Genomic DNA, 24,790 nt, shown 5'->3' with positions numbered 1-24,790 from the left:
GCGAGAAGGCTCGGACCCGCTGGGCCCACCTCTCCAAAGCTCACTTTGAACATGGCGTCCTCGACTACCTCGCCATCAACGATCCCCGCTGGGACGCCGTCTTCTGCATCTGGGGCGCGGTCTGGTTCACGAACCCCGTAGACCTGCTCTCCCTATGCCACCGACATAACCGGCCGCCAAGTCTGGCTCTACCGCTGGTCTTACGAGCCCGAAACCTGGACAGGGATCCTAGGAATCAACCGCTTCACCGGCATCGACGATAAATATGGGCCACACAAATGTGGGCGACAGGCGATGTGACACTGGTCCCAGGCGTATGGGAGCTACGTAACACAAGGCTAGTCAAGGTAGGTAAACGTCGGTAACGCGGTGTACAGCGCCCCCAAGACGTGGATCCGAACAGCGATCAGCCTGCCGCACCTTCCGTAGACCCACGAGAGGGGTGACGAGTGTGGCCGATGCCCTACATGTTCGGCGTCACTCGCCCCCGTTGGCGTATGGTCTCAATCAGTACAACCCGTCGCGAACCAGGCCCCCGGAGGTATGCGTGGACTACGACCTTGACCGGCTCGGCTGGAGGCAGATGGAGCACCTGACCGAAGCGCTCGTCCTCAAGATCCTCGGTAACGGAGTCAGCGTCTTCGGAGATGGCCCGGATGGTGGACGCGAAGCCTCCTTTGAAGGGCCGGTTGAATTTCCCGAGCCCGATCCGGGGGGGCCGTGGAACGGCTACGGCATCGTCCAGGTGAAGCACAGAACACACTCACGCGGCCGTTCCGATAATGTGGAGTGGCTCCAAGGCCAGATCAGAAAGGAGGCCGACGAATGGCTGGATGGCAAGTCGAAGCGAGGGCGCTTGCCCGACTACTTCCTTGTGATCACCAATGTGAGTCTTTCTCCCGAACCTGAGGCCGGGGGGTGGGCGAAGATCGAGAAGTACATGAAACAGAAGGTGCTGCCCAGGCTCCCACTTAAAGGGTGGCGGATCTGGGACTACACCACGCTGTGCCGGCTGCTCGACGACACCTCAGACATCGTACGAAGCTACTACGGGTTGATCACTCCGGGCGATGTCCTAGCGCGGCTGCACGATTACGTGGCGGGTCTGGCTCCGGACCTCGGCGACACGCTGCTGGCTCATGCTGCGAAGGAGCTCCTCGCCGAGCAGAACGTCACACTGGGACAGGCTGGCGACAGGGAGGAGGGCAGGCTACCACTCAATCGGGTGGCGATAGATCTGCCTGCCGATTGCCACGGCAAGGACGTCAAGGTGGTGGCGCACGTCCTAGAGCGGGGCGAGCTCCCCTTACACCCGAACGATGACGAGGCTTCCCATCGCCCGCTGGTGATTCTGGGAGGCCCGGGGCAGGGCAAGACCACCGTGGCACAGCTTATCTGTCAAGCGTACCGCGTGGCCCAACTAATGGATGTCGAGGACGGCCGGTTGGCAGCGGAGGTTCGTGCGCTGCGGAGCGAGTTCGTTGGAGACATCATCGGAAAGCTCGGGATCGCGATTCCCAACAGGCGACGATGGCCGTTCCATTTGAGGCTCGACCGTTACGCCGACGCACTGGCGAAGGATCCAGACCTCACCCTTCTCCAATTTGTCGCCGAGCGGGTTAGTAAACGGTCAATCCATGAGGTGACCACGGCGCAAATGGCCGACTGGCTCGCCCGCTGGCCATGGGTTCTCATCCTAGATGGGATGGACGAGGTCTCCGATCCGCATGATAGGGATCGAATCTTGGGCCACATCCAGGACTTCCGGGTTGAGGCAGCACACCGGACGGCCGACCTGTTGCTACTGGTCACGACACGTCCCCAGGGCTACCTGGAGGAATTTCCGAGTGAAAAATACGACCACCTCTCGTTACGCCCGCTTAGCACCGCGGAGGCGTTGGCCTATGCCGAAAGGTTGGCCGATGCGCGCCATCCCGCTGACGGCGAACAGCGCCAGGAACTTCTCCGGCGTGTCGGCGAAGCGGCGGAAGAGGAGCAGACCTCCCGACTGATGCGCTCGCCGCTCCAGGTCACGATCATGACTTTGCTGCTCGAACGTCGGCGCCGCGCTCCCCAGCATCGCTTTGGGCTGTTCAAGGGCTACTACGACACTGTCTTTGCGAGAGAGGTGGCGAAGGGCACTGTAGACGCGGGGCTGCTGGACAGGCACGATGCTCTGATCCACCAGCTGCAGGCCGAAGCGGGCCTGATCCTCCAGGCACGCTCCGAGCGGGAAGGAGAGGCTGAGTCGGCCCTGCTGCCGCGCGATCTGCGCGCGCTCTCAGCGCGGCTGCTGCGGGAGGAGGATCATGCGCCCGACGTTGTGGACGACCTGTCGGCTCGGTTAGTCGACGTGGCCGAACGACGTTTGGTGCTGTTGACGCGCCAGCCTAACGGAGGCTTCGGCTTCGAAGTGCGTAGTTTGCAGGAGTTCATGGCAGCGCGGGCGCTGCTATCGGATTCCGACCCGGTCGTGACGCAACGCCTGACCGTGCTCGCATCCTCCAATCACTGGCGCAACACATGGCTGTTCGCAGCGGGTGGGGTCTTTGCCGAGCAGCGGCATCTGAGAGAGATGCTGATGTCGCTGTTCACCACGGTGAATCAGGGAGACAAAATCGCGCTGGCTGTACGGCCGGCGGCTCACCTCGCGATCGATCTACTCGACGAGAACGTCGCCGACGCATCACCCAAATTCCAGAAGGCACTTGCAGGCGAGGCGCTGGAACTGCTGCGCCACCATCCCGACCTCCACTTGAAGCGGCTGGCTGAGGTCCTCGCGGACGCGGTCGAACGGACGCCAGCGGTGGAGGACGTTGTCGTACGCGCGGTGAAGGACGCCTTCGCCACTTCGGGCCTTCCCGCGCTCAGCGCTCTCATGGTGTGCGCCACCTGGATGGGCGGAGAGGGAAGGTTGGTCGAACCGGCGCGTACCTGGCTCACCGCAGCTCGTGAGGATCTCGCGCAGGCGAGCCCGCGCCAGCGCGCCGCGGTGGCGGGGCTCGCTGCAACCTTCCCGTTCGTCCAGCTCAGGGGTTTCGAGCTCACCAGCCTGATGGCGCGCCGCCGGGAAAGTATCGGGGCAGCCCTGGACGTCGTACGTCAGCAACCGATATTGACACCAATGGACCTCCCGCTGGTCGATCGCATGGTCGAGACACTGGGCATGGCCGAGGTCGAGCGGAGTCACTGGCCAGAGGGCGGTCTGGACGTGGTGCGTGGTGACCGCTCCTACCGTCCGGACCTTTCGGGCCTGGGCCCTGCCCTCGATAACCAGCGGGTGGCCGCAGCACTGATCGCGGGAATGGATGGCATTGGCCTAGCCGATTGGCCCCTAGCCGGCATGCTGCGACGGGCCTTGACACTATGGGTGCAGCGCCGTCCCGTCGCAAGGATGCTTCCGGGGGCTGATCTCACAGATCTCGCAGCGTGGGCGTAATGCCCAATTCTTCCACCAAATGGGCGATCTCCTGAGCCTGTTCTGGGGGCAGCTGCGCCTGGATCGAAAGGGACAAGTAGCTGATAGCCCCACGGTCCAGGGTGTCGAACAACCGACGGAAGAGCTGTGCGAGCTGTTCGGCGACGTCCGGGGCAGAGGCGATATTCTTCATCACCGTGAACATGAGCTGCTGCTCCAGGGGAGAGGTAGCTTCGTCCTCGCCCAGATCTTGGTCGCCGCTTGGGGAGCCTTCGTCGGAGCCGGATCCGGTTCCGCCGCCCCCGCCAGGTCCCTCGCCGGAGCCTCCGCCAGGATGCGGCTCCGTAGGGTCGGTCGACTTCTGGTCAGGCTTTGGCTTTGGCGTTGGCTTTGGCCTGGCGAGCCGGTAGGTGGGGGCATTGAAGTTGATGCCGGTCATGTCGTCGACGATGACAGTCTCATCACCGGCTCGGACGATTCGCAGTTCACCCGCCCTCACCGCCTCGTAGATAGCTTCCCGCAAATCGGTCTCTCCTCCGGGAAGCAGCCCTAGGCGCGGCGTGTTCCAGAAGGCGTCGCGAATCTCGCTGAGCGGACGCTCGTAGTCGCTATCGCGCAGGTTGTGCACCAGCGCCCGGCCGGTGAACTTGCCCTTCGGGAAAGCCTTCTGCGCCTCGACGAGTTCGTCCCAAATCTTCGCGCCGTCGAGTGTTCCCTCGTCCAGGTTGCGCTGTGCGACGTCGCGGTCCACGGTCGGATCGGGCTGGGCCAGGTAGAGCACGTGCTGAAAGCCACGTTCGACATAGTCGTCGAACCGGGACAGCACCTGATCAAGCCCCTGTTCAGCCTGTGACTTCAGGTCGCTGTCCTCCTCCACCTCCGGCCCGTCAAGGACGCGCTCGTACGCCAGGTACTCCGCGGCGGCCTTGCGGGCGAGACCCCGCTGCCGTGCCGCAAAGACTAGGAACACCAGGGATGATGCCCACTGCGTGGGTATATGGTCCTCGCCGATCCCCAGACAGGCACGGACCGCGTCCATCGTCGGCCGCTGGGTGCCGTTGCCGAGCGTGTACATGGCGGGGTCGAGGACTACGAGCCTAGTAGTGCGGGCCTTCTCGAGTTCGGCGGCCGCCAGAACCTCGCGGTGCGATTGCCCAGGTTGCGCGGTCAGAAAGCGTGCCTGAGCGAAGGGAGTTTTCCGCATGCGGGTGGCGGCCCGTTGAGCAATGGCCTGATCCCTGTCGGCCTCAGTGATCGTGTTGCGCATCGCTCGCACGAGCATTGGCAACCGCTGCTGGGTGGACAGGTAGTACCGGGGTGGCTGTCCGCCGCGGCCTGGAAAAAGCTCCAGCGAAGCCAGGCCACTGCCATCGGCATCGGTCAATGCCCGCACGACCGCGTCCGCGTCGTTGTAGCCGTATTCAGCGTCGGGCACCATGGTCGCGGCCTTGACCTCGGGATCGCTCGCGCCGCGCCGGGATCCGCCGCGCGCCCCCGCGATCGAGGCCAAGAAGATCATGGTTGCAGCACGCTCAGCCGCGCGCGGGTTGGCCGCGTACCACGGTGCGTCGGTCCGCGCCAGGTCGAGCACGCGTGCCGCGCCAGCGCGATCCGACAGGTCGACGACGTCGTTCTGGGCGATCGACTGGTAGTTGGTGCGCGTCTTGGAGTTGCTGATCAGCCCCGAGGTGAGGACTGCCTTCCGCGTCTCGAAGTCGGAGAGCGGAATGTCGCCCGGCCCGATCAGCCACGGTGTCCAGTCTCCCGCTTCGGCTCGCTCGGACAGCGCGCGCACGGTCGCGGAGAAGATCTTGATGGTGGAGCGCACCTGCTGGAAACCTGACAAGTTAGCCCACTCGCCTTCGGCGAGGTCCATCAGCTGGGGGTGGAACGGGAAGGTCCGTTCGACCTCGACGGAGAAGCGTTTGGTCCACCTGGTGTTCAAAGCCCCCACCACCTTGGACTTCCAGTTGCCTTGAGCCATAACTGGAGAAAAGGCGTCTACGGCAGTGGACACGGCACGCGATAGGGCGGCCTCGTCGGAATACTCGAACAGCCGGCGTCGCAGGATGGCAGTGAAGTCTGCATTCTCGTTCACCGCCATGCTCTCGCCGTTGCGCTGGAGATACGCCTCCAGATCCTGGCGGCGCGTCTCGCCGTCCCCCTGGAGCGTCGTCGGGTCCTTTTCCGAAGAGATCATTACGACGAGCATGGCGGTGTTAGGGGTGTCCCGCACAGCCTCGGTGAGCGCCCGGAGGAACGCCATATCCTGCGCGGTCAGCTCGGCGTTGTTGCGGCCCTCCAGACCGTCGCCGATGTAGTTGAGAATTTCGTCGAAGATGATTAGCACGGGGCGACCGACCGCCTTGATCGCCTCGCTGATATCTGCCTTGCTAGAGAAGAATGGCTTATAGAGCTCGAAGAGGTCTTCTCTGTCGTCTCTACCTGCGAACAGGCGCCACAGGAACCGCTCGTAGAGGCTGTAGGCCCACGGACCGTCGAACTCCGGATCGGTCGCGGGCGCTGGTGTCATGTTGTCGCCTGACAGCACGACCGCGTGCGGATGGCCGAGGTGCGCGGGCAGGTCTGCGCCCAGCACCTCCCTAGCCCGAGCAAACACCTCACGGCCGATGTCGGTACCGGCGAGTTCCTCGGGTGAGGTCGCCAGATGCCAGGCCCCGATACAAGCGTGCGACTTGCCGCCGCCCATCCCCTGATCGAGCCGTACGAGGGCGCGACCGAGGTCACGGTCCGCGCCACCGCCGAGCCGGACAGCCAATCCGGTCAGCAGCTCGATCAGCTGTTCGGTCGGATGGGTGATCTTTCCGTAGTACGAGGCGGTGGCGTACAGCGGGCGGGTCGCTCCCTTACCGTAGACAACACGGAACAGCGAGGCTGTGGTGTCATCGTTCACTCCCGAGGCACCGAGCACCTCGTCGCGAAGCTTCAGCGTCCGCCACCACCTGGCATCCTGTCCGGCCTCGACCATGGCTTCCCCTCGTCACGATTCAGTTTTCCCTCACCGTGACAAGATCTTGCCGTGTCTTGACCAATCAGAACAGGGAAGTCTGAGAATCTCTGGACTTTCTTGCGCGGGTCTCTGACAGTTGGTCCTCTTGCGCAAGGTGGGTGGCCGAGCGGATGCCCCGACTCTCGCGGCTGATCGCATGCCAACTCCGCACGTCGGGGTCTGCCTGTGGGAGTCTCTCGGTCAAGAACGCAATGGTGGCCCAAAGTTGCTCGTCCTCCGGGTCACGGCCCGCTCTCACCAGTACCCGTGCCACGTCGGCGAGGTCGCCCTCCGCCCAGGCGCGCGCCATCGCGAGCACCACATCAATCAACGCGGACCGTTCGGTCAGCTGGGCGTCGAACTGGTTCGCCTGGACAAAGCGGCAGCCCTTGGTCGAGCGCTTCACAAGCGTCTGCAACGACTTCATGTCAAGACCCGAGGTGAAGCTGTGCCAGCCAAACTCGGACAGGGCGACCTCGTCGCGCCGGAACAGCTCGATCCACCACAATGCGAACCTGGTCCGCTCATCGAACAGCTCCAGCGGCACCGAGTTGATCTTCTCTAGGGCGATCTCTTGCACCGCGCGACGCGCGGTCGCCAGCAGGTCGACGAGCTCGACCGGCTCGCCGGTGTTCCTGGTGATCTTGCTGTAGCGGCCCGCGACCTCCATGGCGGGGCCGGCCGAGGCCATCAACATGTCCTGGCGCGCGAGCCCAGACCACTCCCAGAGCCGGAACCGGTCGACGATCACTGCCCGGATCTGGTTCTCCACCGCAGCAAGCGATCCGGGCTCCCGATCGGTCGCCGCGGGACGACATGACATGGTCAGGGTCGTCACCACATTAAGCGCGCCAGCGCCCGCGCCGCCCGCCTCCGTTTTTGCAGGCCATGATGAGGTCATCACCAGCCCTGCCTGACTGAGTGCGCTCAGCATGCGATGCCAGACCTTCAGATCGTTGTGGCCGAAGACGATGGTCACCACACCATCGTCGGCTACGACCCGGCGCATCTCCGCGTAGGCACGGGAGATCATTGAGTCGTAGTGCTCCATCGTTCGGTGGTCGCCTGCCTGGCTCCCGCCTCGCTTAACGATGATCTCCTCGTCCTTCTCCTGCACGCCGTAGGGGTGCATCGTCATCGCTAGCGACGGGTCGGCAGTGAACATCGCCCGCTTAGCCCAGACGTAGAACAGGTCGCTGGAGTCGCTGTAGTCGATCATGTCGTCATACGGTGGATCGGTGACCACGGCGGTCATCATCCCGTCCCGATAGGGCAGCATCGTTGCGCTGCCGCGCTGAATCGATGCGGGCACAGAAGGAGAACGAGACCGGATTCCGCGAAGAGCAGTTACCGTCTGTTCGGCCAGCGAGGTCCATGATCCGGGACCATCAGAGAGCCCACTCTCGAACCAGTCGTAGGCGTGGGAGATCGCGGACTGGTTGACGAAGATGTCTCCCACTTGAGCTCCGCCAGCTTTCTGAAGCCGAGCTCCGCGAGAAGAGCGGCGGAGTTTCCTCATCATCGCCGCTGTGGCGAAGCCGCTGAGCGCTCGAACATAGGCTGCGGACAGACCGGCCGCCAAGCATTCTTCCGCTAGATCGTTGATGGATCTCGCCAGGCGCACAAGTCCAAGTGTCTGACGCGGCGGCACCAGGTCGCCATAAGTCTTGTCACCATAGTTGACGGACTGGATCGTCCAGGTATTGCCAGCGGGAATAGCTTCATTTGGGCGAGCACTCAGCGGACCGAACGCGGGTTCCTTGCCCAGTGACTCTTCAGCCAGCTTGGCGGCTTGGATTTCGGCCATGCTGGGCTCGCGGAAGACTTTGGTGCCGTCGGCGGCGATGTCGGCGGCAAGGAGCAGTGCATCACGGCGCAACCCTTCGGCGCTGAGGCGCGTGTGGACAACCTTGGGATGGACGTGGTTGCAGAATGGACAAACGGCGACCCGTCCCTTAGAGGAGTATTTACTCTTTCCCGCGAAGAGCCGGGTTGGCTTCCCTTTCGGCTCACCACTGTGGGGGACAGCTTGGAACTCCCCGGTCGTGGGGTCGGCGAAGATGTCGAAGCTCTGGCCCTCATCAGCGTCGCGCTTGGGCGTCCGTTCGCGGGGGAAGCGGAGCCACAGTTCACCTACCAGCGGGAAGCGGTTGCCACACTCTTGGCAGGGCAGGGTGGAGGCCCAGAGGTACCCCCATGGCTGCCGGCCCTCATGCTTCGGGTAGAACTCCGCCATGCGTTCGGTGTACCGGCGCCCGACCTCCGCCAGGAACGCCTCCACGTCGCGTTCCAACCGGTCGCCGGTGAGCTCGTCCTGACCGTCCTCCTGCCACGGCAACGGCGGCTCGCCATCCCAGTCCTGGAATGGGATCTCCGCCAGCAGCGCCCCGCCGAGGGCAGCGAACGGGGAATAGTCGATGCCGTTGGCGGTGACGCCGAGCCGCCCCGCTTCCAGAGGGATCATGGCGCGGCCGGAGAAGGGGTCAAGGATGCGTGTACCACCTGGATACGCCTCTGCAAGGGCGGCGCGCACCCGGGCGACAGGTCCGTTCGCCATGGTCGCAGCACGCATGGTTTTGGGATCCTTGATGGCCAGTACGCCGCGGACTGCGGCCTGAAGCTCTTTCTGCTCAGCCTCGTCCTCCGGCCAGGGAAGCAGACTCGTCAGGACCGCGGCCTTGGCTTGAGCCGTGGGGCGCTTGGCGAACCAGACCCACAGGCTCGCTTCGCTGTTGCCGCTGCCCCACCCAGCCATCGACGCATCGCTCACCTCCGCGCAGGGGAACCAGCGTTCGATCATCCGGGTCATGGGCTCTCCAGTTCGGTGCCGGGCTTCGGGGAGGTGCGCAGCACTTCGCGTGCTGACCGTAGCGTGGGGCCGGGCAGATGGGTCATGGCTTCGCCTCGGATGACATCGGCGAACACCGTGACGGGGTCGGGGAAGCAGCCATACAGCAAGCCTCGGCCGTCGTGGCAGTACTCGACGACATACAGCGAATAATCTTTCCGATGCTGAGTGGCCAGCAACAGCTTGTCTCCGCTCATCACAAGTCCCTCAACTTCAGCCGAACGCCAGGTGCCGAGCGCGGTCACCAGACGCTGCCGCTCGCCGCGAACGACGCGAAGGTCGAAGCCCCGCTCCTCGTCGCGAACGTCTTCTACCTGCCAGCCGTCGCGTTCCAGCAGCGATCTCACGTGGTCGACGGCGATCGTGTCAGCCTGGCGGCGTTCCGGAGTGATGTCGTCCACGACGGGGGGAACGACGCGCAGCCGGGCGACCAACCGAGGTGGGTCAGCTTCCAACCGGCACACTTCTTCCAGTTGGCGGAGCCGGTGTTGGGCGGAGGCAGACAGCCTGTCACGCATGGCGATCCGTTCCGCGCGGTCGGCGATGTCCAGCGTCAGGTCGATGGGAAGGTTGCTTAGCTCTCTCTTCGCGGCCGCGTACCAATGACGCCGCGCCTGAGTCTGTTGGCGGACTTCGGCGTTAAGCAGCCTCTTTGCCTCGCTCGCCGCCACCCTGGCCGCCGCCGCGTCGGGAGGTACCGGATCATGATCAGAGGGCCTCAGGTTGGCGAGCGACTCCCAGCGCACGCGACGTGTGCGACCGGCACCGTCCACACGGATGAGGACCGACCAGGAGGTTGGAGTCCGGGAGCCAGGAGAGCGGAGTGAGGCCGAGAACGCCAGCAGTTCGTAGGGGATAGCCGTGGTGGGATCCTCTACGGTCGCCCCCCGATAGATGTCTGCGGCCAAGTCCTCTGACGCCATGGCCACCAGTTCGGAGAAGCCCCTCTCGCCCGGCTCCAGCAACACAGCCTGTGTAAGAGCCTCGCCGTGCGACGCGGAAGCCCCTGTGCGAATCAGCACACGGCTTCCGTCACCCAACGCCTTGGGGAAGGGCTTGGCCGACTCAAGCAGCATGATGTCTTCGCCGGCGGCAGTGGGGTGCGCGTGAAGTACTTCGGCGGCGTCCAGCCTTCGCAGGTAGGCATCAACGATCGCGGGGTTGAGCTGTTCCAAGGCGGACCGCTGGATATGGGCCAGCCCCGCTGCGACGTTGACTCCGCTCGCGAGTTCGGTTTCCTGCGCTCGTGCTGCCTCGGCGCGCCGTTGCAGGTCGGCAGCGCTGATCCGGTCCACGGCGGCGACGACCTCGCCACGCTCCAACTCGTCGTCTCCATAGAGAGTGCGCAACCAGTCTTCGTAAGGGACGGCTGCGAGCTCTGCCACCAGGGAGAGGCTGTCGAACATCCGCCCGTCGAGCTCGTTGGCCGCAGTGACGAAATTCTCCAGCAGCTTGTGCAACGTGTCGCCTTCGCGGGTTTCAGTGGCAACCAGGTTGTATAGCTCTACATCCCGTTTCTGGCCGACCCTGTGAATACGCCCCATCCGCTGTTCTAGCCGCACTAGGGACCAGGGGATGTCGTAGTTGATCAGGACGTGCGCGATCTGAAGGTCGATGCCTTCGTTGCCAGCGTCCGTCGACACAATGATTTGGAAGTCGCCCACCATGAACGCCGCACGTACCTCGTCCCGTTCCGCATGCGATCGGCGTCCGCTGTACGTCCGGGCGGAGAATCCGCCATCGGCGAGCCGGTCCGCAATCCACTCGGCGGTGTCCGCGTACTCGGTGAAGATCACCGCCTGGTCCGGTCCACCTGGAACGACGCCGTTGCCGACCAGGCAGCGGTCGACCAGCGTCGTCCATTTGGAGGGCGCGTACTCCGGAGCAGTGAGCAGCTTGGTGATTTGGTCGAGCAGCGGCCGGATAGCAGTTCGCTCCGCACGGGGGGAACGGGAGTCAGCGTAGACAACACTGGCCTCGTCCCGCGTCGCCGGGTCGTCATCGTCCGGATCTGCGTCTGCCGCTGCCTCCACTGGCGAACGGCTGCCCATACCTGCAAGCCGGCGCTCGAGAGTCCGCTGGAGGGCGTAAAGGCTGGAGGCCGCCCGCTTGCCGTAGACCATGCGCGCCAGCGAACGGGCCTGCGCAGGGAAGAAGTCGTCGACCACGGCGAGGGCGCGGGTGTAGATCTCGAGCTCTTCAGTGTTGAGGGGGACGCGAAAGTTGGTAGCTCGCCGCTTCTTGAACAAAGGGGTGGTGCCGTCGTGGTCGACGAGGTCTTCCTTCATGCGGCGCAGGAAGTGGATCGATCCGGGACGTAACGCAGTGAGCGGCCGCTTCGGGTCATCACCGGGATCGGGGTATACCTCTGGGTCGACCAGATGGAGCAGGTGCCTGAAGAACCATTCCGAGCCGCGATGCGGCGTGGCGGTCATGAGCAGGACACGCGAGGTGTCCCGGGTCAGCAGCCGCCCCACCCTGTGGAACGATCGTGCCGTAGGGGTCAGACGGTGCGCCTCGTCGAAGACGACAAGATCCCAGCCCGCCTTGTCGGGGAGGATTGCCTCCTGGACCGTCACGTTCACGGCGGCCAACTCAAGGGAGGTGACCCACAGGTCGTGCCCTAGCTCCAGAGCGCCCTCACGAACGGTGGCAGCTGTGATTCGCCGGAGTCCACCACCGAAGAACCGTTCGAAGTCCGCCTGCCACTTGGACACGAGCCCGGCCGGAGCAACGATGAGCGCACGGCGAACGAATCCGAGCCTCACCATCTCACGGAGATACAACCCTGCCATCACGGTTTTTCCGGTGCCAGGCTCGTCGGCAAGGAGGAATCGAAGCCGCGGCTGCGGGAGCATCGCTCCGTAGACCGCGTCGTGCTGATGAATGTATGGCCGCAAGGGCGTAGCGGGCGATGGGCCGACCCCCGGGGCCGTTGCGGCTGCTGCCATCCAGACCGTCCAGAGCCCCGCCAGGGCCCCGCTTGAGGAGCCCCGACCATCGGCACTGAGCACTTCGACCTGGGCAGCCTCCTCGGCGGTCAACGTGACCTTACTGAAGGTCTCCTCGCCCTCGGGAGCGACGTAGAGGATCCAGCCCCCTGCGTCGGCCATGCGCGCGTAGTCGACGGTCAACCAGCCGCTCGGACCACGAGGCAGGCGTACCCGCCGTCCCGGCTCGAACAGCTCCGCCACCCTCGCCTCCAATGATCCACTTTGCGTGATCCCACCCTATGGCTCCACCAGCCTGCGCGTCAGGCCTGAAGCGAGGAGCGGTCGCAACATCCCGAACGGCTCAATGGGGCAGCCGTCGTGCTGGCCCGGCCGAATCGAAGTAGACCCACGTCACACGAAGGAAGGGTGACCCCGATGACTTCAACGTCGGCCTGAGATACTGCCTGCCGCACTTCTGTCCAGAAGGATTCAGTCCACAACCCCATTCCGACTCCACCATCAATTGGATCGGATGCTCGGGACAGATGGCGACCCGCTGCTTCTGGCGCGTTGCAACCACTGAAGTACTATGCGGGTCGCGAACATCGAACGTCATCGTTTCTTGCTGACAGTAGCAGCGGGACATAGCCTGTCTATGCGCCTCGTATCACGATAGTCGTCTATGAACTGCCGTCGGTACCGGCCATAAGGAGTTGCAGGTCGGCGGTGACTACTCGGTAGGTGGCGCCTATGCGGATGACCTTGCAGGGGAAGCGGTTCTCGCGGGCTAGTTGGTAGGCGCGGGTTCGGCCGAGGCCGAGGGCTCGGGCAGCGGTTTCGATGGTTGTTGTGGTGGGCAGGGCAGCGAGTTCCTCGTGGGTCATCGGCTCCATGCTCAGGCCTCCGGGAAGTTCGGGCGGCGAGTGCGGATGAAGCGGCTTCGTTCGCCGGTGAGAGGTGGTGCGAGGAGCGTCGGATCGGTGATCGGTCTGGGGAAGTCGTTGGCCGCCGCTGCTACGCCGACGTCGTCCAGGCGCGTTCTTCCGTCGGTGGTTGGGGACGTTTCGCGGCTGTGGGTGGTGCGGGAGTGGACTGCGTTGATGGTCGCTTGGGCGTCGCTGAGGGCCGTGCAGAGGGCTCGGGCGTGCTGCCTGGCTTCGGCTAGAGCTTGACCGTGGCGGCTCAGGACGTCGGCGACGTCTTCGCCCTGGTCGTGACCGAGACGGCCGGCTTGCAGCTCCCGGAGGAAGAAGCGGTTGATCTGGTCGAGGACCTGATCGAGGCCGTAGGTGGCTGCGCTGAGATTGCCGAGGACGGTGTAGGCGGTGCCGGGGAGGGTGAGGCTCGGAGGGCCGGCCGTGGCGAGGTTGAGCTGGCGGACGTGTTCGTAGAGGTCGCTCGCGAGGTCCGCCGTTTGGTCGTCGTTACGGGCAGTAGCCGGAGCCTGCCTGTGATCGGTCATGTGAATGTGTCCTTGTAGATACGGGGCCCGCCTGGGGGCTGTGATCGGTCATTGCCTCGCCTCTCTTGCGTGGTGGTCGTGAGGTAGTGCCACTCTGCCGGCGCGGATGCTGCGGCGGTGCACTGCTTGCGCATTGTTGGCGCTGTTTACGCTCCGTAGTATGCAGAGGCGCTGATCTTTGTGCCAGGACCAGGACGGCGTGGCGCCGGGGTTGCGTGGTCGGGTCACCGTGCTGGGCCCCGGCGGCGGTGAGGGCTGGGGTGCGTCGGTGTGGGCGTGCTGGATCGGTATGGACCGTCTGCGAGCTGGTCGCTCAGGGGTACGGGGAAGGCTGTGGCCGCGAGGCGCGCCGCGTTCTGCTCCGCCGTGTAGTTCGGTGGTGTCCGTGGCAGCGTGGGGGAAGGTGGCCGCGGAGCTGACCGGCTGAGTCTGCTGAGCTGGGTGGCAGCCTTGCGGGCGGCAGCTGCCTGGGCAGCGCGTTGCTGCAACTGCCGGTACTCCGCGATCGCCTCGATGAGGGCGACGAGTTGCACGACCAGGTGAGTTAGGACGCCGGCGAGGCTCGGACGGTTACCGCGTTGTCCCCTGATACCGGATAGAGCCAGTGCTCTGGCAGCCCTGCGGAGGCTCGTGCCGTAGGGAGTCAAGGGTGGTTGGCGTCCGTAGGGTTCGTGAGCTGCGCGGTCGTAGAAGTCGGCGGCACGGGCGAGTTCCCGGTTTCCTGTGAGGGCCGCGGTCACGTGTAAGACGTCGGAGGTTGCGGCGGCTACGTCGGCGCGGACGGCAGGGTCCTGGATATGGCGCATCTGCCAGGTGGCCGTCGCAGCGGCTCGGGCGGCTTGCTGGTAAGCAGCGGATCGCTCCTCGTGGGTCAGGTCCACCCCGCCGAAGGGGCGACGATCGAAGCGGTTGCCCTCGTGCGGCGCCGACCAGCGCTCGCGAAGTTTGGAGAGCGTCAGGTTAGGTGCGAGCTTCTTGCCGGAGAACCAGACTGGTTGGTTCTCCTTGTTGTTGTGATGTGGGAGCGCAACGGCGTAACCGGTGATCTCCTCGGGTGCGCGGGCACTGTGGCGCGTCTTGACTAGCACTCCGGCGTGTTCAAGGGCGGTAAAGAAGTCGCCCTCGTTCTCGGCTCCGGCAGCTGCGGTGGCTACGTGCCGACGGAGGGTGGCGCGGGGCGGCTCGGGCCAGTTCTTGCGGTGGGCAAGTTCTGTCTCGGCTCGGGTTGGTCGTGGGGCTGCTGTCCGATCTGCGGGCGCGGTCGGGGTGAGTTCGTAACGCTTCTCGACGATGTGGCAGGCGTCGGCGACCTTGAAGTAGTCGCGGTGGACGTTGGGGTTGCGCCCGTCCTCGCGCGCCAGGACAGCGACGAGGTGGATGTGGTCGTCGGCATGTCGCACTGCGATCCAGCGGCATGCTTCGTCATCGCCTCGCGGCGCGAACCCGGTCTGGTGCATCACCTCCTCGGCGATGTCGGCCCATTCGTCGTCCGACAGGCGCCGGTCCGCAGGGGCGGCGCGGACCGAGCACTGCCAGATCGGAGACGCCAGCGGGGTATGTCGGAGAGTGTCGAGCGGGGAGGTCAGGACTCCGACCAGATGCCGGAAGTCCCGATCGCCTCTGACGTCCAGTCCGGGTTCCAGGGCCATGGGGAGTCGGAAGCCGGCGACGAGGTGGGGATTGACGTGTTCGTTGCGCCGGCCGGGGCCGTAGAGGTAGGACAGCAACCGGGCGACGCTCTCGCCCCGGGTCACTTTGCCGATCAACGCTGGAGCCCGCCGAGTTCGACGGACGAGGCGTCCACTCTTCGAAGAACGTTCTGTAGGTACGCCAACGCAGCGGGCAGTTCGTGGGGTACCTGTCCCGTCGTGTTCGCGATACGGGCCAGCTGATTGAGGTTCACGCCGATCCGGTTCAACTGTCGTGCGATGCCGCGCAGTTCCTCGCAGGTATCCGGCGTCAGTTCGTATCCAGATCTGTGCTGGCGATTGACTGCTTGTACGGTGTGAACGATGAATGTCCCGTAGGCAGCTCCTGCTCGGTGCGCTGCTTCGCAGATCTCCTTGTATTCCTCGTCGCTGACTCGGAACCTCATCTCCCGGTCTCGCCGACGCCCCTCACCAAGCTGCGAGCGTCGCTGCAGCTTGCGTGATGCGCTGACCTGCTCGTCTTCCGTGGCTCCACCTCCGACCACATCGATCACGACCGCGCCCGGTCGACCCGCCCCGGGTGCACACGTAATGGACCCGCCGCGGGTCCATTGCGTGTCGCGACACGGTCCTACCTTGCAGCCTCTAAGTAGGGTCGTCGACGATTCTGCCGACCGATGCCACGTTCAGTCGCAGGGCGTTTATTCGGGCCGTACGGTGTCGTTGAGTACCGGACAGTTCCGACCTTCAATTGACAGGAGTCACGCTATAGAACTTCGTGTGCAGAGAGTCTCCGCGACACTTACCTCCCTCGAGATTTCTTTGGAGGTCGACCGGTCGCTCACGGCAGGTTCGAGCGGCGAACCGATGCCGGTCTCGCGGCGGCGATTGGGTGCGAGGGTGGCTCGCGTACAAGATGCCGCCGATGATGAGCCCCACTGGGCAACTCTTGCGTCAGGCGTCGATGCTGCACCAACGACCCCCGAGCCCCGTCCCGGCTTCGTCCGGTGTGTGGCGGACGGTCCGTCCGCAACCCGTCCGCCGTCGTCCGCGCGGACAAGCGGCGGACAAGCGCGGACGAGTGCCGGACAAGCCGAGGACCAACGCGGACGAGCACGGGACCGCGCCGGACGAGCGGCGGACAAGCGGGGACGCATCCCTCGCTGTCGACAGGCGGCACTCGAAATCCCTCCCCATCACGAGGCGGAGCCCGAGCCTTGTGATGCTCTCGCAGCCGTCGAATCCAAAGTCGTGATCATCGGCTGGCAGCCTCGCGAGACGATGTCCGCAGCAACGGGTACAGGAGGAAGGCCACGGGCATCGTGGATCACGATGTCGGCAGGCTCTTCGCTGATGAGCGGGGCGCCCCAGCCAGGGCGCGCGATGGCATTGGCGACGGGCCGACGGCAAGGCTCGTCATGAGCTCATGACCGCTGCCCGGGGCACATGGGCAGACAGTCACGTTCTGGCGTAACTCCATCTGATGGCCGCCACGCCGTCTCCCCTCAAGCAGCCGTCCGGCTGCCCGCACCATTCGCGTTTTGAGGCTCACGCAGGCGGGAGCGTTGGCGCGGGGCGGGAACGTCAGGTGAGCTCGAACCAGGTGGTCAGTCGACCGGAGCTGTCCGTGTCGTAGCCGGAGCGGGCAGCGAGGGCCTCGATGAGGACGAGACCGTGACCATGGTCGCGGAGTTCGGTGCCGTTACGGCGAGTCGGGGTGCTGGCGGCGCCTGCGTCGATGACCTCGCAGCGCAAGCAGCCCCCGCAGTCGTACAGCGTGATGTTGAACGAGCCGCCGTGGCGCGACTCGGAGTGCTTCACGCTGTTGGTGCAGGCTTCGGAGATCAGCAGTTGTGCCGTGGCCGTGTGCTCGCTGCCGCCCAGTACCGCGGCGGCGAACCGGCGGGCTTCGCCGACGCTCTTGGGTATCGCGGGCAGGGTCGTGCGGCCGAGGATGATCCATGTCGTCATCGGGTCACCGCCTTGGCGATCGCTGGGACGGCGCGAGGGTCGGTGATCAGGGCCCAGTCGAAGGACCACACCCATGCCCACGTACCGGCCTGAGGTGCGGGGATGCACGCAACGAAGTGGATCCTTCGCGTGCGGTGGTTCGTGACGCGCAGGACGGCCTTCTCGCCGACACCGAGGACTTCAGGGCGCACTTCGTGGTGCGGCAATTGGTCCGCCAGCCAGATCAGGAGGTGATGACGCCGCCTTAGATGCAGTTCTTGTTCCAAATTGTCCGGCATATGCTGTTTCCCTGTTCTGCCGCTCTGACCTCGCAGTTCTCGCGACAAGCGTGCTCCTAGAGAGTTACTGTGTCGCCGTTCCCTGGAACGTCTGGGAATTCAACCGACGGACGGACGCTTCATGCACATCAACGAGGCCCCCGACCCGCGATCGTCGATGTGGGCGTGGATGGCCTACCACCTGCGGTTTCAGCGCATGCAACACGGCATGTCAGGCCACGCCCTGGCCGAGCTCCTCAACTGCTCTCGTTCCTCGATTTCCAGACTGGAGAACTGCGAGGCGAAGCTGACCGATGGCCAGGCGTCCGTCCTCGACGCGGAGTGGAACACCGGCGGCATGTTTACGATCATGCTCTGGTACGCGCGGCTCGGACACGATCCGAACTGGTTCAAGACCTTCACCGACTCCGAGGGACGCGCGACCGTCCTCAGGATCTACAGCGGCCAGCTGATCCCCGCGCTCTTGCAGACGCCCGCCTACGCGCGCGCTCTCCTGGTCGAAGGACGGGAGCCGGGGATCGATGCCCTGGTAGAGGCACGGATGGCGCGACAGCAGATTCTCACCAAGGAAAGCCCGGCTGACCTATGGGTGCTGCTGGCGGAGACGGCCATGGCTTGCCTGGTGGGCGGCAAGACGGTCATGCGGGAGCAGCTCGCGAAGCTCCTCGAGGTGTCCGAGTTGCCGAACGTGATGCTTCGGATCGTCCCGAATACAGCGGGCGCCAACGCCGGCCTTGACGGGCCGTTCAAAGTCATCAAGGTCAAGGAGGGCCAGGTCGGCTACGTCGAGGCGCCCACCGGAGGACGACTCGTCCCGGAGGTCGCCGAAGTCGACGGACTGCTGGAGAGATTCGACCGTATTGGTGCGGTTGCTCTCCCCGTAGACTCCAGTCGAAGCCTGATCAAGCAACTGATGGAGACCATGACGTGACTTCCCCCCGATGGCGTAAAAGCAGCCGGTCCAGCGATGGGACGAGCGGCCAGTGCGTGGAGGTCGCCCAGTTCGACGACACCATCGGCCTACGAGACAGCAAGGACCCGGACAGCGGGCACCTCTCGCTTTCCATCGGCAGCTTCGCCGACTTCGTCGCCAGGGCGAAGAGGAACGAGCTCGACTTCATCGCTCAGCGATAGGCAGAGTGACCTGTCATTTGGCCCACTCGCGCCCGAAGGCGTGCGTAGCTTCCTCTACTTGGCGGCATACGAGGGCGTGAGCAACGCCGGTTCGCAGCTGTGCATGACTCCGGTGATCCAGACAGGCTCGAACTCGTCCTTCAGGATGTCTTTCTCGATCGAAAACGCTCCAGCACACGAGGCCGGTCGACACCCGGCGAGGGCTCGGCTTGCGACGACCCGGGCGAGAGGCAGACTGCGGGCGCGTTGTCATCGGGTGGTCCTGTGTGATCGGGTGTTCCGGTGAGCATCGACCAGTTCTTCGGCTATGGGCCTAACGCTCCGTTTGCCACCAATGAGGTGTTCACGAACAGGGAAGCGCAGATCGAGCGGTGTCATCGCTGGTTGGTCGAGCACTCCGCACGTGAGTGGCCCGTCCCGGCGCTGATGGACTTCCAGCGGCCTGCGGTCAACATTCTCGCGGTGGCCGGTGAGGGCGGCATTGGCAAGTCCACCCTGACGCGGCACGTCGCTGACCTGGCGATTCAGGGAGAGTTGGACGGGCTTCCGAAGAACCGCGCCTGCGCCGTGCTGGATTTCGCGGACCCCGACACCTCCAGTTTCGAGTCGCTGCTGTTGCGCGTCCGCGCTGGGCTGGGGCGTCTGGCGCGTAGCTGGCCGGCGTTCGACGTCGCGTTGGCCCTCTATTGGGAGCGCAAGCATCCAGGTGAGTCGCTCGCAGCCTTTCTCGGCAAAGGGTCGGCAGACGGACGGCGCGCAGCGGACCAGGTCAGCGGGACCGTCGACCAGCTCCTCGGCGGATTCGGCGCGATCAGCGTTACCTACCAGGTCCTCGACAAGCTCGGACGCACCGTCGCGCAGAAGGCCAGGCTGAAGTCACTGCGCAACGAGCTGCCCGCGCTCGACCCCATCCTGGATGAGCCCGACCCTGACCGGATGCTCGGCTACATGCCCGTCTTGCTGTCGGCCGACCTGGAACGTGCCCGCGCCAAGAGGCCCGCGCTCGCAGTGTGCGTACTCGACACGCTGGAGATCGTCCAAGGACTGCCGTCCGAGCGCGGCGGCCTGGAGGACCTGGTGTCGCGGCTGGTCTACCTGATGCCGAACGTGGCGTTCCTGGCGGCCAGCCGGTTGCCGCTGGGCTGGCACGACCCGGTCCGCTCCCTTGGGTTGACCTACGGTGGCGCCCACCGCTGGCCCGAACTCGCCGGGCCCGTCCAGGTCAGGCTGGACGGCTTCGACCCCGTGGCCGCGAACGAGTATCTGACGTCCCGGCTGACCGTGGAGGACCGTCCCGCGATCGACGAGGCCGTGCGGGACCGGATGATCGCCGGATCCGCCGGGTCCCCGCTGTATCTCGACCTCTCGGCGAGCCTCTACGCGCAGTACCTCGCCCGCGGCGAGACGCCGCCTCCGGAGGTGTTCGGGCTCGGGTTCCCCGAACTGGTGTTGCGGACAATGCGGGACCTGTCGGAGACCGACCGTGACCTCTTGCGTGCCGCCGCGCTACTCGAAACCTTCGATGCGGATCTGCTGCAGGCGATGCTCCCGGGCATCCGCCGCCGGCGTATCGACGCGTTCATCTCGCGCCCGTTCGTCCGCCATGAGGAGTCGGTGTGGCCTGCCTACCGGCTGCACGAGAACCTGCGCCGCAGCGTCCTGGACTGCGACGCCCACACCCCTGACGGATGGACGCTCGGCGAGCGCCGCGAACATCTGGAGCGCGCCATCAGCCACCTCGCGAAGGTCGCGCTGTCGATCTGGGACGAGGAAGAGTCGGCATCGCTGGCCGAGCGGAGCCGCCAGACCGTTGCCGCGTTCCTGCTGCTATTGCGTGCCTCGATCGAGCACCGCGTACTACCGCCAGTGCTGGCCGACCTCGCCTACAGCCTGAGCGTCGCCGGCCACTGGCAGGTCCTAGCGTCCCTTCCCGCACCGGAGGCGGTTCCCGAGCTGAGGCGCCTGTCCGCCGTCGCCCGGCTGACCACCCGCGGCGACCTCAACGCTGAGGACCGCTATCAGGCGATGTATGGGCTGGTCGGCGAGCATGCGACGCCCGAGTCCGCTGACCCGTTCGCCGATTACTACCGCTGGGAGCTGGGTACCCGCGCCCACGTCGCCGGGCGGCTGGACGAGGCGATCGAGCACCTGTCGGCGATCGCGGCCGACGGCTCGCTGATCGGAGCGAGTGCTCTGTTCGGCCTGGCCGACAACGCGCTACGCCGCGGTGACTACCGGCAGGTCGCCGACCTGATGGACAAGGCCACCGACGAAGGACTCGACCGCATCCGTGTCGCCGACATGCTCGGCCACACCTATATCCACAATGCCCGCTTCGCCGATGCCGTCCGTCTCTTCGAGACCACGCTGGAAGCCGCCCAAGGTGCGGGAACACCGCTGTGGGAAGCCCGCGCCCTGCGGCACCTGGCCCTCGCACTGATGTGGTACGACCCCGACCGCACCCTCGCCCTCGTCCCCCGGGCCCGCGACCTCAACTCCGCCGTCGGGGAACTGATCGGTGTGGCGCAGTGCGACCTGGCCGCCTCCATGGCCCACGCCCTCCGCGGCGAGCACGGCCAGGCTGCCGACCTCTTGGACGCCGCAGCCCGTCAATACGAAGAGCTCGGCGCCACCGGCGAACTGACCCCAGCGGAAGCCATCCGGGTGCTGCAGTACGCCGCCGACGGACGCATCGACCAAGCCGCCGCCATCGCTACCCGACTCGCCGCGTCCGTCCAAGGCCCACAGCCCGAGTGCCTACCCGTCTGGGTTCAGGTGACCAGCTGGTGGGCCGGCCTCCCTGCCCCAGAGGGGGCGGGCTTGCGGTTACTGGACGGTACCGACACCGCTCTACAGCGCTGGAAGGAGCCCCTAGACCGGCTTCGGCGCCTGCACCGCAGTCTGTGCGCACCGCTCGACGTGGCTGACCGAAAGGCGTTCATTCCTACCGACCGGCTCCCCAACGACGCCCTCGATCGCGCTGCGCGGTCTGCGTCCGCCTCTCCGGCATTCGATGGGTCACCCGTCCAGCAAGTCGGCGACGACGGGATCATCTTCGGGGAACGCACCGTCATCAAACTCCAACACCGCGCCCACGAGCGACTAGAGACCGCCCTGCACCTGGAGCAGCTCCGCGCCGCGACCGGCATTCCGGTCCCGCGCCTCCTCGACCACGGCACCGACCCTGGCGGCACCTGGTGGGCCATCCTCGAACGGCTCCCAGGAACGCACAGCAACCACCCGACCGTCGAGCAGCAACGCGCACTCGGACGCACGTTGCGCGCGTGGCACTCCCACAGCCCGGCCGCCGGCCTGCGCCTAGATGATCCCGGCGCGGTCGGCGTCCTGCTCGGCGGGGCACGTCGTGCTGTCCCCCGCACCTACCCGGCCCTCGCCCAACGTTTCAGCGACGCCTGTGACGCGATGCCAATGACACCCATCCACGGGGACCTCGCCGTCGGCCATAACGCGCTGTTCGACGGCGACACCCTCACCGGCGTCCTGGACCCCGGTGCCACCGAGCAGGGCCCGCCGATGCTCGACCTGGCCTGGGCCCTTGCCGTAGACCTCCCACACGGCGGATCGGCTGAACCGCTACTGGAGGGCTACGGCGACGTCGACTACGTGGCACTGAACGCTCTGCTTCCGCTCATGCTGTTGCGCCGCCTGATCGACACAGTCCCCCTGGGCCTGCCCGACACAGACGGTCAGTGGATCGCCCGCTACCTGCGCAACAACCATCCCGGCGTACTGGCACTCGTGGAGGGCGAGCTGAACCTCTAAACCGCCAGGCCAGCCCCACCGCCCACCGATACGGGCGGTAGTTGGTCGGCATGGACGCCCGTCCGCGAAGCTCGGACTCTTCCTCGCGCGCGTCGAAGGGGTTCAGCCCGTCGAAGAGCGCAAGCTCATATCCCGTCGCCAGCACCCGGCTCCCAGTCATGATGGCGGGACGCGAGGTCAACGGCACCGTCGCCTCGGCCCCGAATCGCCCGCAGCCGCCACTCCGCCAGATCTACCGAGGCCAATACCGATGCCTCGGTCCCGCGACGTCCACCTTCAACAAATCGAACCCAGGACGCGGGAACCGCAGCAGCCAAACGTTTAGCATGCCAACTGGACGGCTCATCGCTTCGTCGACGAAGCACCACATATCGGCAGCATGAGCTAACGATTAAGCAAAACTAGCTCAATGTCCAACCTAGCACCCGTGCAATCTCCGTAGTGCGGTTCTTGACGCGGTCGCGTTCTCTCATGTGCTTCCGGTCCAGTTCTCCGTGTGGCACGTTAATGCGGGAGGCGAAGAGCAGCTTATCGATCTCACTACGATAACGTCTGTACAGGTTGTCGGCTGTCCCGCGTTGGCCAGACCGGTGCAGGTTCTCAAGCTCTACCACTCGAACCTTGGCTTGCTGGAGAGCGCAACGATGCGCTGGGATCCCAAGCCCCTGGGCCCGCAGGAGGAATCTATCCGCTTGGAGTACTTCACCGAGCGATGCCGCGATGTGTCCGGCAGTAAAATGCGAATCCGCGTCATCCGGATCCAGTTCGCATGCCCGCTTAGCTAGTTTGTAGGCTCGATCAAGATCATGCTTCTTGTTTGCCAGGAAGAACGCGAACCGATCCAACAGCGCCGCGTTGCCTGCGTCCGCTTCAATCGCCTGCTCGTACCAGAAAACTGCGTCCTCGTAGTCACCGAAACTGGCCGCATTCTTGGCGGCCTTGGCCGCGTCACTCCGGAACGCCTTGCTCACTCGATCGGTGACTACAGACTGGTGCGCCCTGAGAATCTCGCGGTGACGGCGCATCGAGCCCGTGACGGCCTTACTGATGGCGTCGCGCTGACCCGCCGAGCAGTCCTTATACTTCTTCGCCAGGAACGCGCGGGCCGAAGGCTCGATTACCAGGTCGTACGACGTTGAGTAATCATGGCGGGCACCGAATCGCGTCTTTTCGTATGTGTCAAGTAGAATCGAGTGTTGAATTTTGAGTTCCGAGCAGACAAACTCAACGAGTCGCCCACTGATCGTGTCTCCAAGTTGGCCGATCACCAGAAGAGCGGTGCGCTCCTCGATATCCAGTCGCTTCCACACATCGTCGTAAAGGAAAGCCCCGAGATCGTCCGAGGCCAACCGCATCACAGCATTTGTTGCACTGTCGAGCGAGTATTGATACCGGCCTATCAGTCTGGCGAGAACATCTAGGAGCAGCGGCCGCCCGGAGAAGCGCGTCACCAACTTGCGCTTGCCAGGCCGGCCGGTTTGCTTCAACGGGGTGGCCTCGTATTCATCCGCGAGCCGCTCCAGCAGGGCAACGCCCTCGGACTCGGAGAGTCCAGGCACACGGATCGGGTTGGCCTCCAACTGTTCGCGCCGCCGCGAGGTGATCAAAACACGAGCAAGATGCCGGGCAATCGAATTGATCACCTTGGCTAGCCGCTCCTCATCAGCTGCGCTAGACGCGAGCGTCTCGGTGTTGTCTAGGACGAGCAAGATGTCGTCCCGCTTCAGCCCAAGTTCGCGTAGACTGCCAGCCACCTTGCTGATCAGCTTTTCCGCTGGCATCTCGTACAAAGCAGGGTCAACGCGGTCTTCGTAGCAGTAGACCAGCTCGCGCACTGCATCCTCAACCGGAGGGACCGTGCCATGCAGAACCTGGAGGCCCTCCGGCCCCCAGCGCGTCTGCTTCGCACTAAAGAAGCATATTACCTCCGGACGCCATTTCGGTGCCGGCGACTCCGCATTCAGGATTGCATTGAGAAAATGGAGAGTGAGTGTCGTCTTTCCGATACCACCCTCGCCGTAAATATTGCAAGCTCGAGAGCCGATATCGTCGAACCAATCACGCAGTTCGCGCAACTGCTCTTCTCGACCCTCAAAAATAGCCGTCTGATTCTTAGGAAGCAACACCGTGGGACGCCAGTCATCTCCCTCAACCGGCACCTCGTACTGACGGAACCGACTTAGAACGTGTCTCATGTGGGCCGCGTACGTCCTGCGGAATAATGCGGGATCGTGTCGTCGGATCTTGCGTTGCGTCTCGTGCCGGATGAGTTGTGGGAGCTTGCCGAACCGCTGATCCCGGCAT

Annotated in this window: 14 protein-coding genes; 4 read left to right on the top strand and 10 right to left on the bottom strand. The window is 64.9% G+C overall.

All coding sequences use genetic code 11. The features are described 5' to 3' along the window. Positions 1-547 precede the first annotated feature (547 nt). On the top strand, positions 548-3,439 hold the full coding sequence (locus tag QP089_RS28320; RefSeq protein WP_285915489.1) for an NACHT domain-containing protein: 2,892 nt from the start codon (positions 548-550) through the stop codon (positions 3,437-3,439). On the opposite strand, the gene QP089_RS28315 is transcribed toward QP089_RS28320, so the two are convergent. The 9 genes from QP089_RS28315 to QP089_RS28275 form a co-directional block, all read right to left on the bottom strand. Next, positions 3,414-6,407, bottom strand: coding sequence for a DUF499 family protein (locus QP089_RS28315; protein WP_285915486.1), 2,994 nt, complete (start codon positions 6,405-6,407; stop codon positions 3,414-3,416). The genes QP089_RS28320 and QP089_RS28315 overlap by 26 nt on opposite strands. A gap of 64 nt (positions 6,408-6,471) precedes the next feature. Then, positions 6,472-9,237, bottom strand: a complete 2,766-nt coding sequence (locus QP089_RS28310; RefSeq protein ID WP_285915484.1) for a hypothetical protein — start codon at positions 9,235-9,237, stop codon at positions 6,472-6,474. After that, positions 9,234-12,470 carry a helicase-related protein gene (locus QP089_RS28305; RefSeq protein WP_285915482.1) on the bottom strand — a complete coding sequence of 1,079 codons (3,237 nt, stop codon included), beginning with the start codon at positions 12,468-12,470 and terminating at the stop codon, positions 9,234-9,236. The genes QP089_RS28310 and QP089_RS28305 overlap by 4 nt, the downstream gene beginning before the upstream one ends. A gap of 419 nt (positions 12,471-12,889) precedes the next feature. After that, complete coding sequence (locus QP089_RS28300) at positions 12,890-13,093, bottom strand: helix-turn-helix domain-containing protein (protein ID WP_285915480.1); 204 nt, start codon at positions 13,091-13,093, stop codon at positions 12,890-12,892. An 11-nt stretch (positions 13,094-13,104) separates the two neighbouring features. Beyond that, positions 13,105-13,671: a hypothetical protein gene (locus QP089_RS28295; protein WP_285915478.1), complete on the bottom strand. Its 567-nt coding sequence runs from the start codon at positions 13,669-13,671 to the stop codon at positions 13,105-13,107. Positions 13,672-13,895: 224 nt separating this feature from the next. After that, on the bottom strand, positions 13,896-15,437 hold the full coding sequence (locus tag QP089_RS28290; protein ID WP_285915476.1) for a relaxase/mobilization nuclease domain-containing protein: 1,542 nt from the start codon (positions 15,435-15,437) through the stop codon (positions 13,896-13,898). After that, a complete protein-coding gene (locus QP089_RS28285; protein ID WP_285915474.1) occupies positions 15,434-15,874 on the bottom strand; it encodes a MobC family plasmid mobilization relaxosome protein in 441 nt (146 codons plus the stop codon). Before QP089_RS28285 ends, QP089_RS28290 begins: the two co-directional genes overlap by 4 nt. A 1,030-nt stretch (positions 15,875-16,904) precedes the next feature. Further along, positions 16,905-17,291 carry an ATP-binding protein gene (locus QP089_RS28280; RefSeq protein WP_285915472.1) on the bottom strand — a complete coding sequence of 129 codons (387 nt, stop codon included), beginning with the start codon at positions 17,289-17,291 and terminating at the stop codon, positions 16,905-16,907. Continuing rightward, positions 17,288-17,569: a hypothetical protein gene (locus QP089_RS28275; protein WP_285915470.1), complete on the bottom strand. Its 282-nt coding sequence runs from the start codon at positions 17,567-17,569 to the stop codon at positions 17,288-17,290. The genes QP089_RS28280 and QP089_RS28275 overlap by 4 nt, the downstream gene beginning before the upstream one ends. Positions 17,570-17,690: 121 nt before the next feature. Here QP089_RS28275 and QP089_RS28270 point away from each other — a divergent pair, with 121 nt between their 5' ends. The 3 genes from QP089_RS28270 (at position 17,691) to QP089_RS28260 (ending at position 22,486) form a co-directional block, all read left to right on the top strand. Next, entirely contained in the window at positions 17,691-18,500 is an 810-nt protein-coding gene (locus QP089_RS28270; protein WP_285915468.1) for a helix-turn-helix domain-containing protein, read from the top strand. Further along, positions 18,497-18,703, top strand: a complete 207-nt coding sequence (locus QP089_RS28265; protein WP_285915467.1) for a DUF397 domain-containing protein — start codon at positions 18,497-18,499, stop codon at positions 18,701-18,703. The genes QP089_RS28270 and QP089_RS28265 overlap by 4 nt, the downstream gene beginning before the upstream one ends. A 282-nt stretch (positions 18,704-18,985) precedes the next feature. Further along, positions 18,986-22,486: a phosphotransferase gene (locus tag QP089_RS28260; RefSeq protein WP_285915465.1), complete on the top strand. Its 3,501-nt coding sequence runs from the start codon at positions 18,986-18,988 to the stop codon at positions 22,484-22,486. A 401-nt stretch (positions 22,487-22,887) separates the two neighbouring features. Here the strand turns inward: QP089_RS28260 and QP089_RS28255 are convergent. Continuing rightward, on the bottom strand, positions 22,888-24,790 hold a 1,903-nt coding region (locus tag QP089_RS28255; protein ID WP_285915464.1), incomplete at its 5' end, for a hypothetical protein.

Source organism: Actinomadura opuntiae (genome assembly GCF_030283205.1).
Classification (GTDB): Bacteria; Actinomycetota; Actinomycetes; order Streptosporangiales; family Streptosporangiaceae; genus Spirillospora.
The sequence above is the reverse complement of the archived record's forward strand: the minus strand, read 5'-3'. Positions and strand labels throughout refer to the sequence as shown.

Bases quoted from the DNA above. Each gene is read 5' to 3' on its own strand.
- QP089_RS28315 (WP_285915486.1), bottom strand. From the start codon at position 6,407: ATGGTCGAGGCCGGACAGGATGCCAGGTGGTGGCGGACGCTGAAGCTT.
- QP089_RS28310 (WP_285915484.1), bottom strand. From the start codon at position 9,237: ATGACCCGGATGATCGAACGCTGGTTCCCCTGCGCGGAGGTGAGCGAT.
- QP089_RS28300 (WP_285915480.1), bottom strand. From the start codon at position 13,093: ATGACCCACGAGGAACTCGCTGCCCTGCCCACCACAACAACCATCGAA.
- QP089_RS28295 (WP_285915478.1), bottom strand. From the start codon at position 13,671: ATGACCGATCACAGGCAGGCTCCGGCTACTGCCCGTAACGACGACCAA.
- QP089_RS28280 (WP_285915472.1), bottom strand. From the start codon at position 17,291: ATGACGACATGGATCATCCTCGGCCGCACGACCCTGCCCGCGATACCC.
- QP089_RS28275 (WP_285915470.1), bottom strand. From the start codon at position 17,569: ATGCCGGACAATTTGGAACAAGAACTGCATCTAAGGCGGCGTCATCAC.
- QP089_RS28270 (WP_285915468.1), top strand. From the start codon at position 17,691: ATGCACATCAACGAGGCCCCCGACCCGCGATCGTCGATGTGGGCGTGG.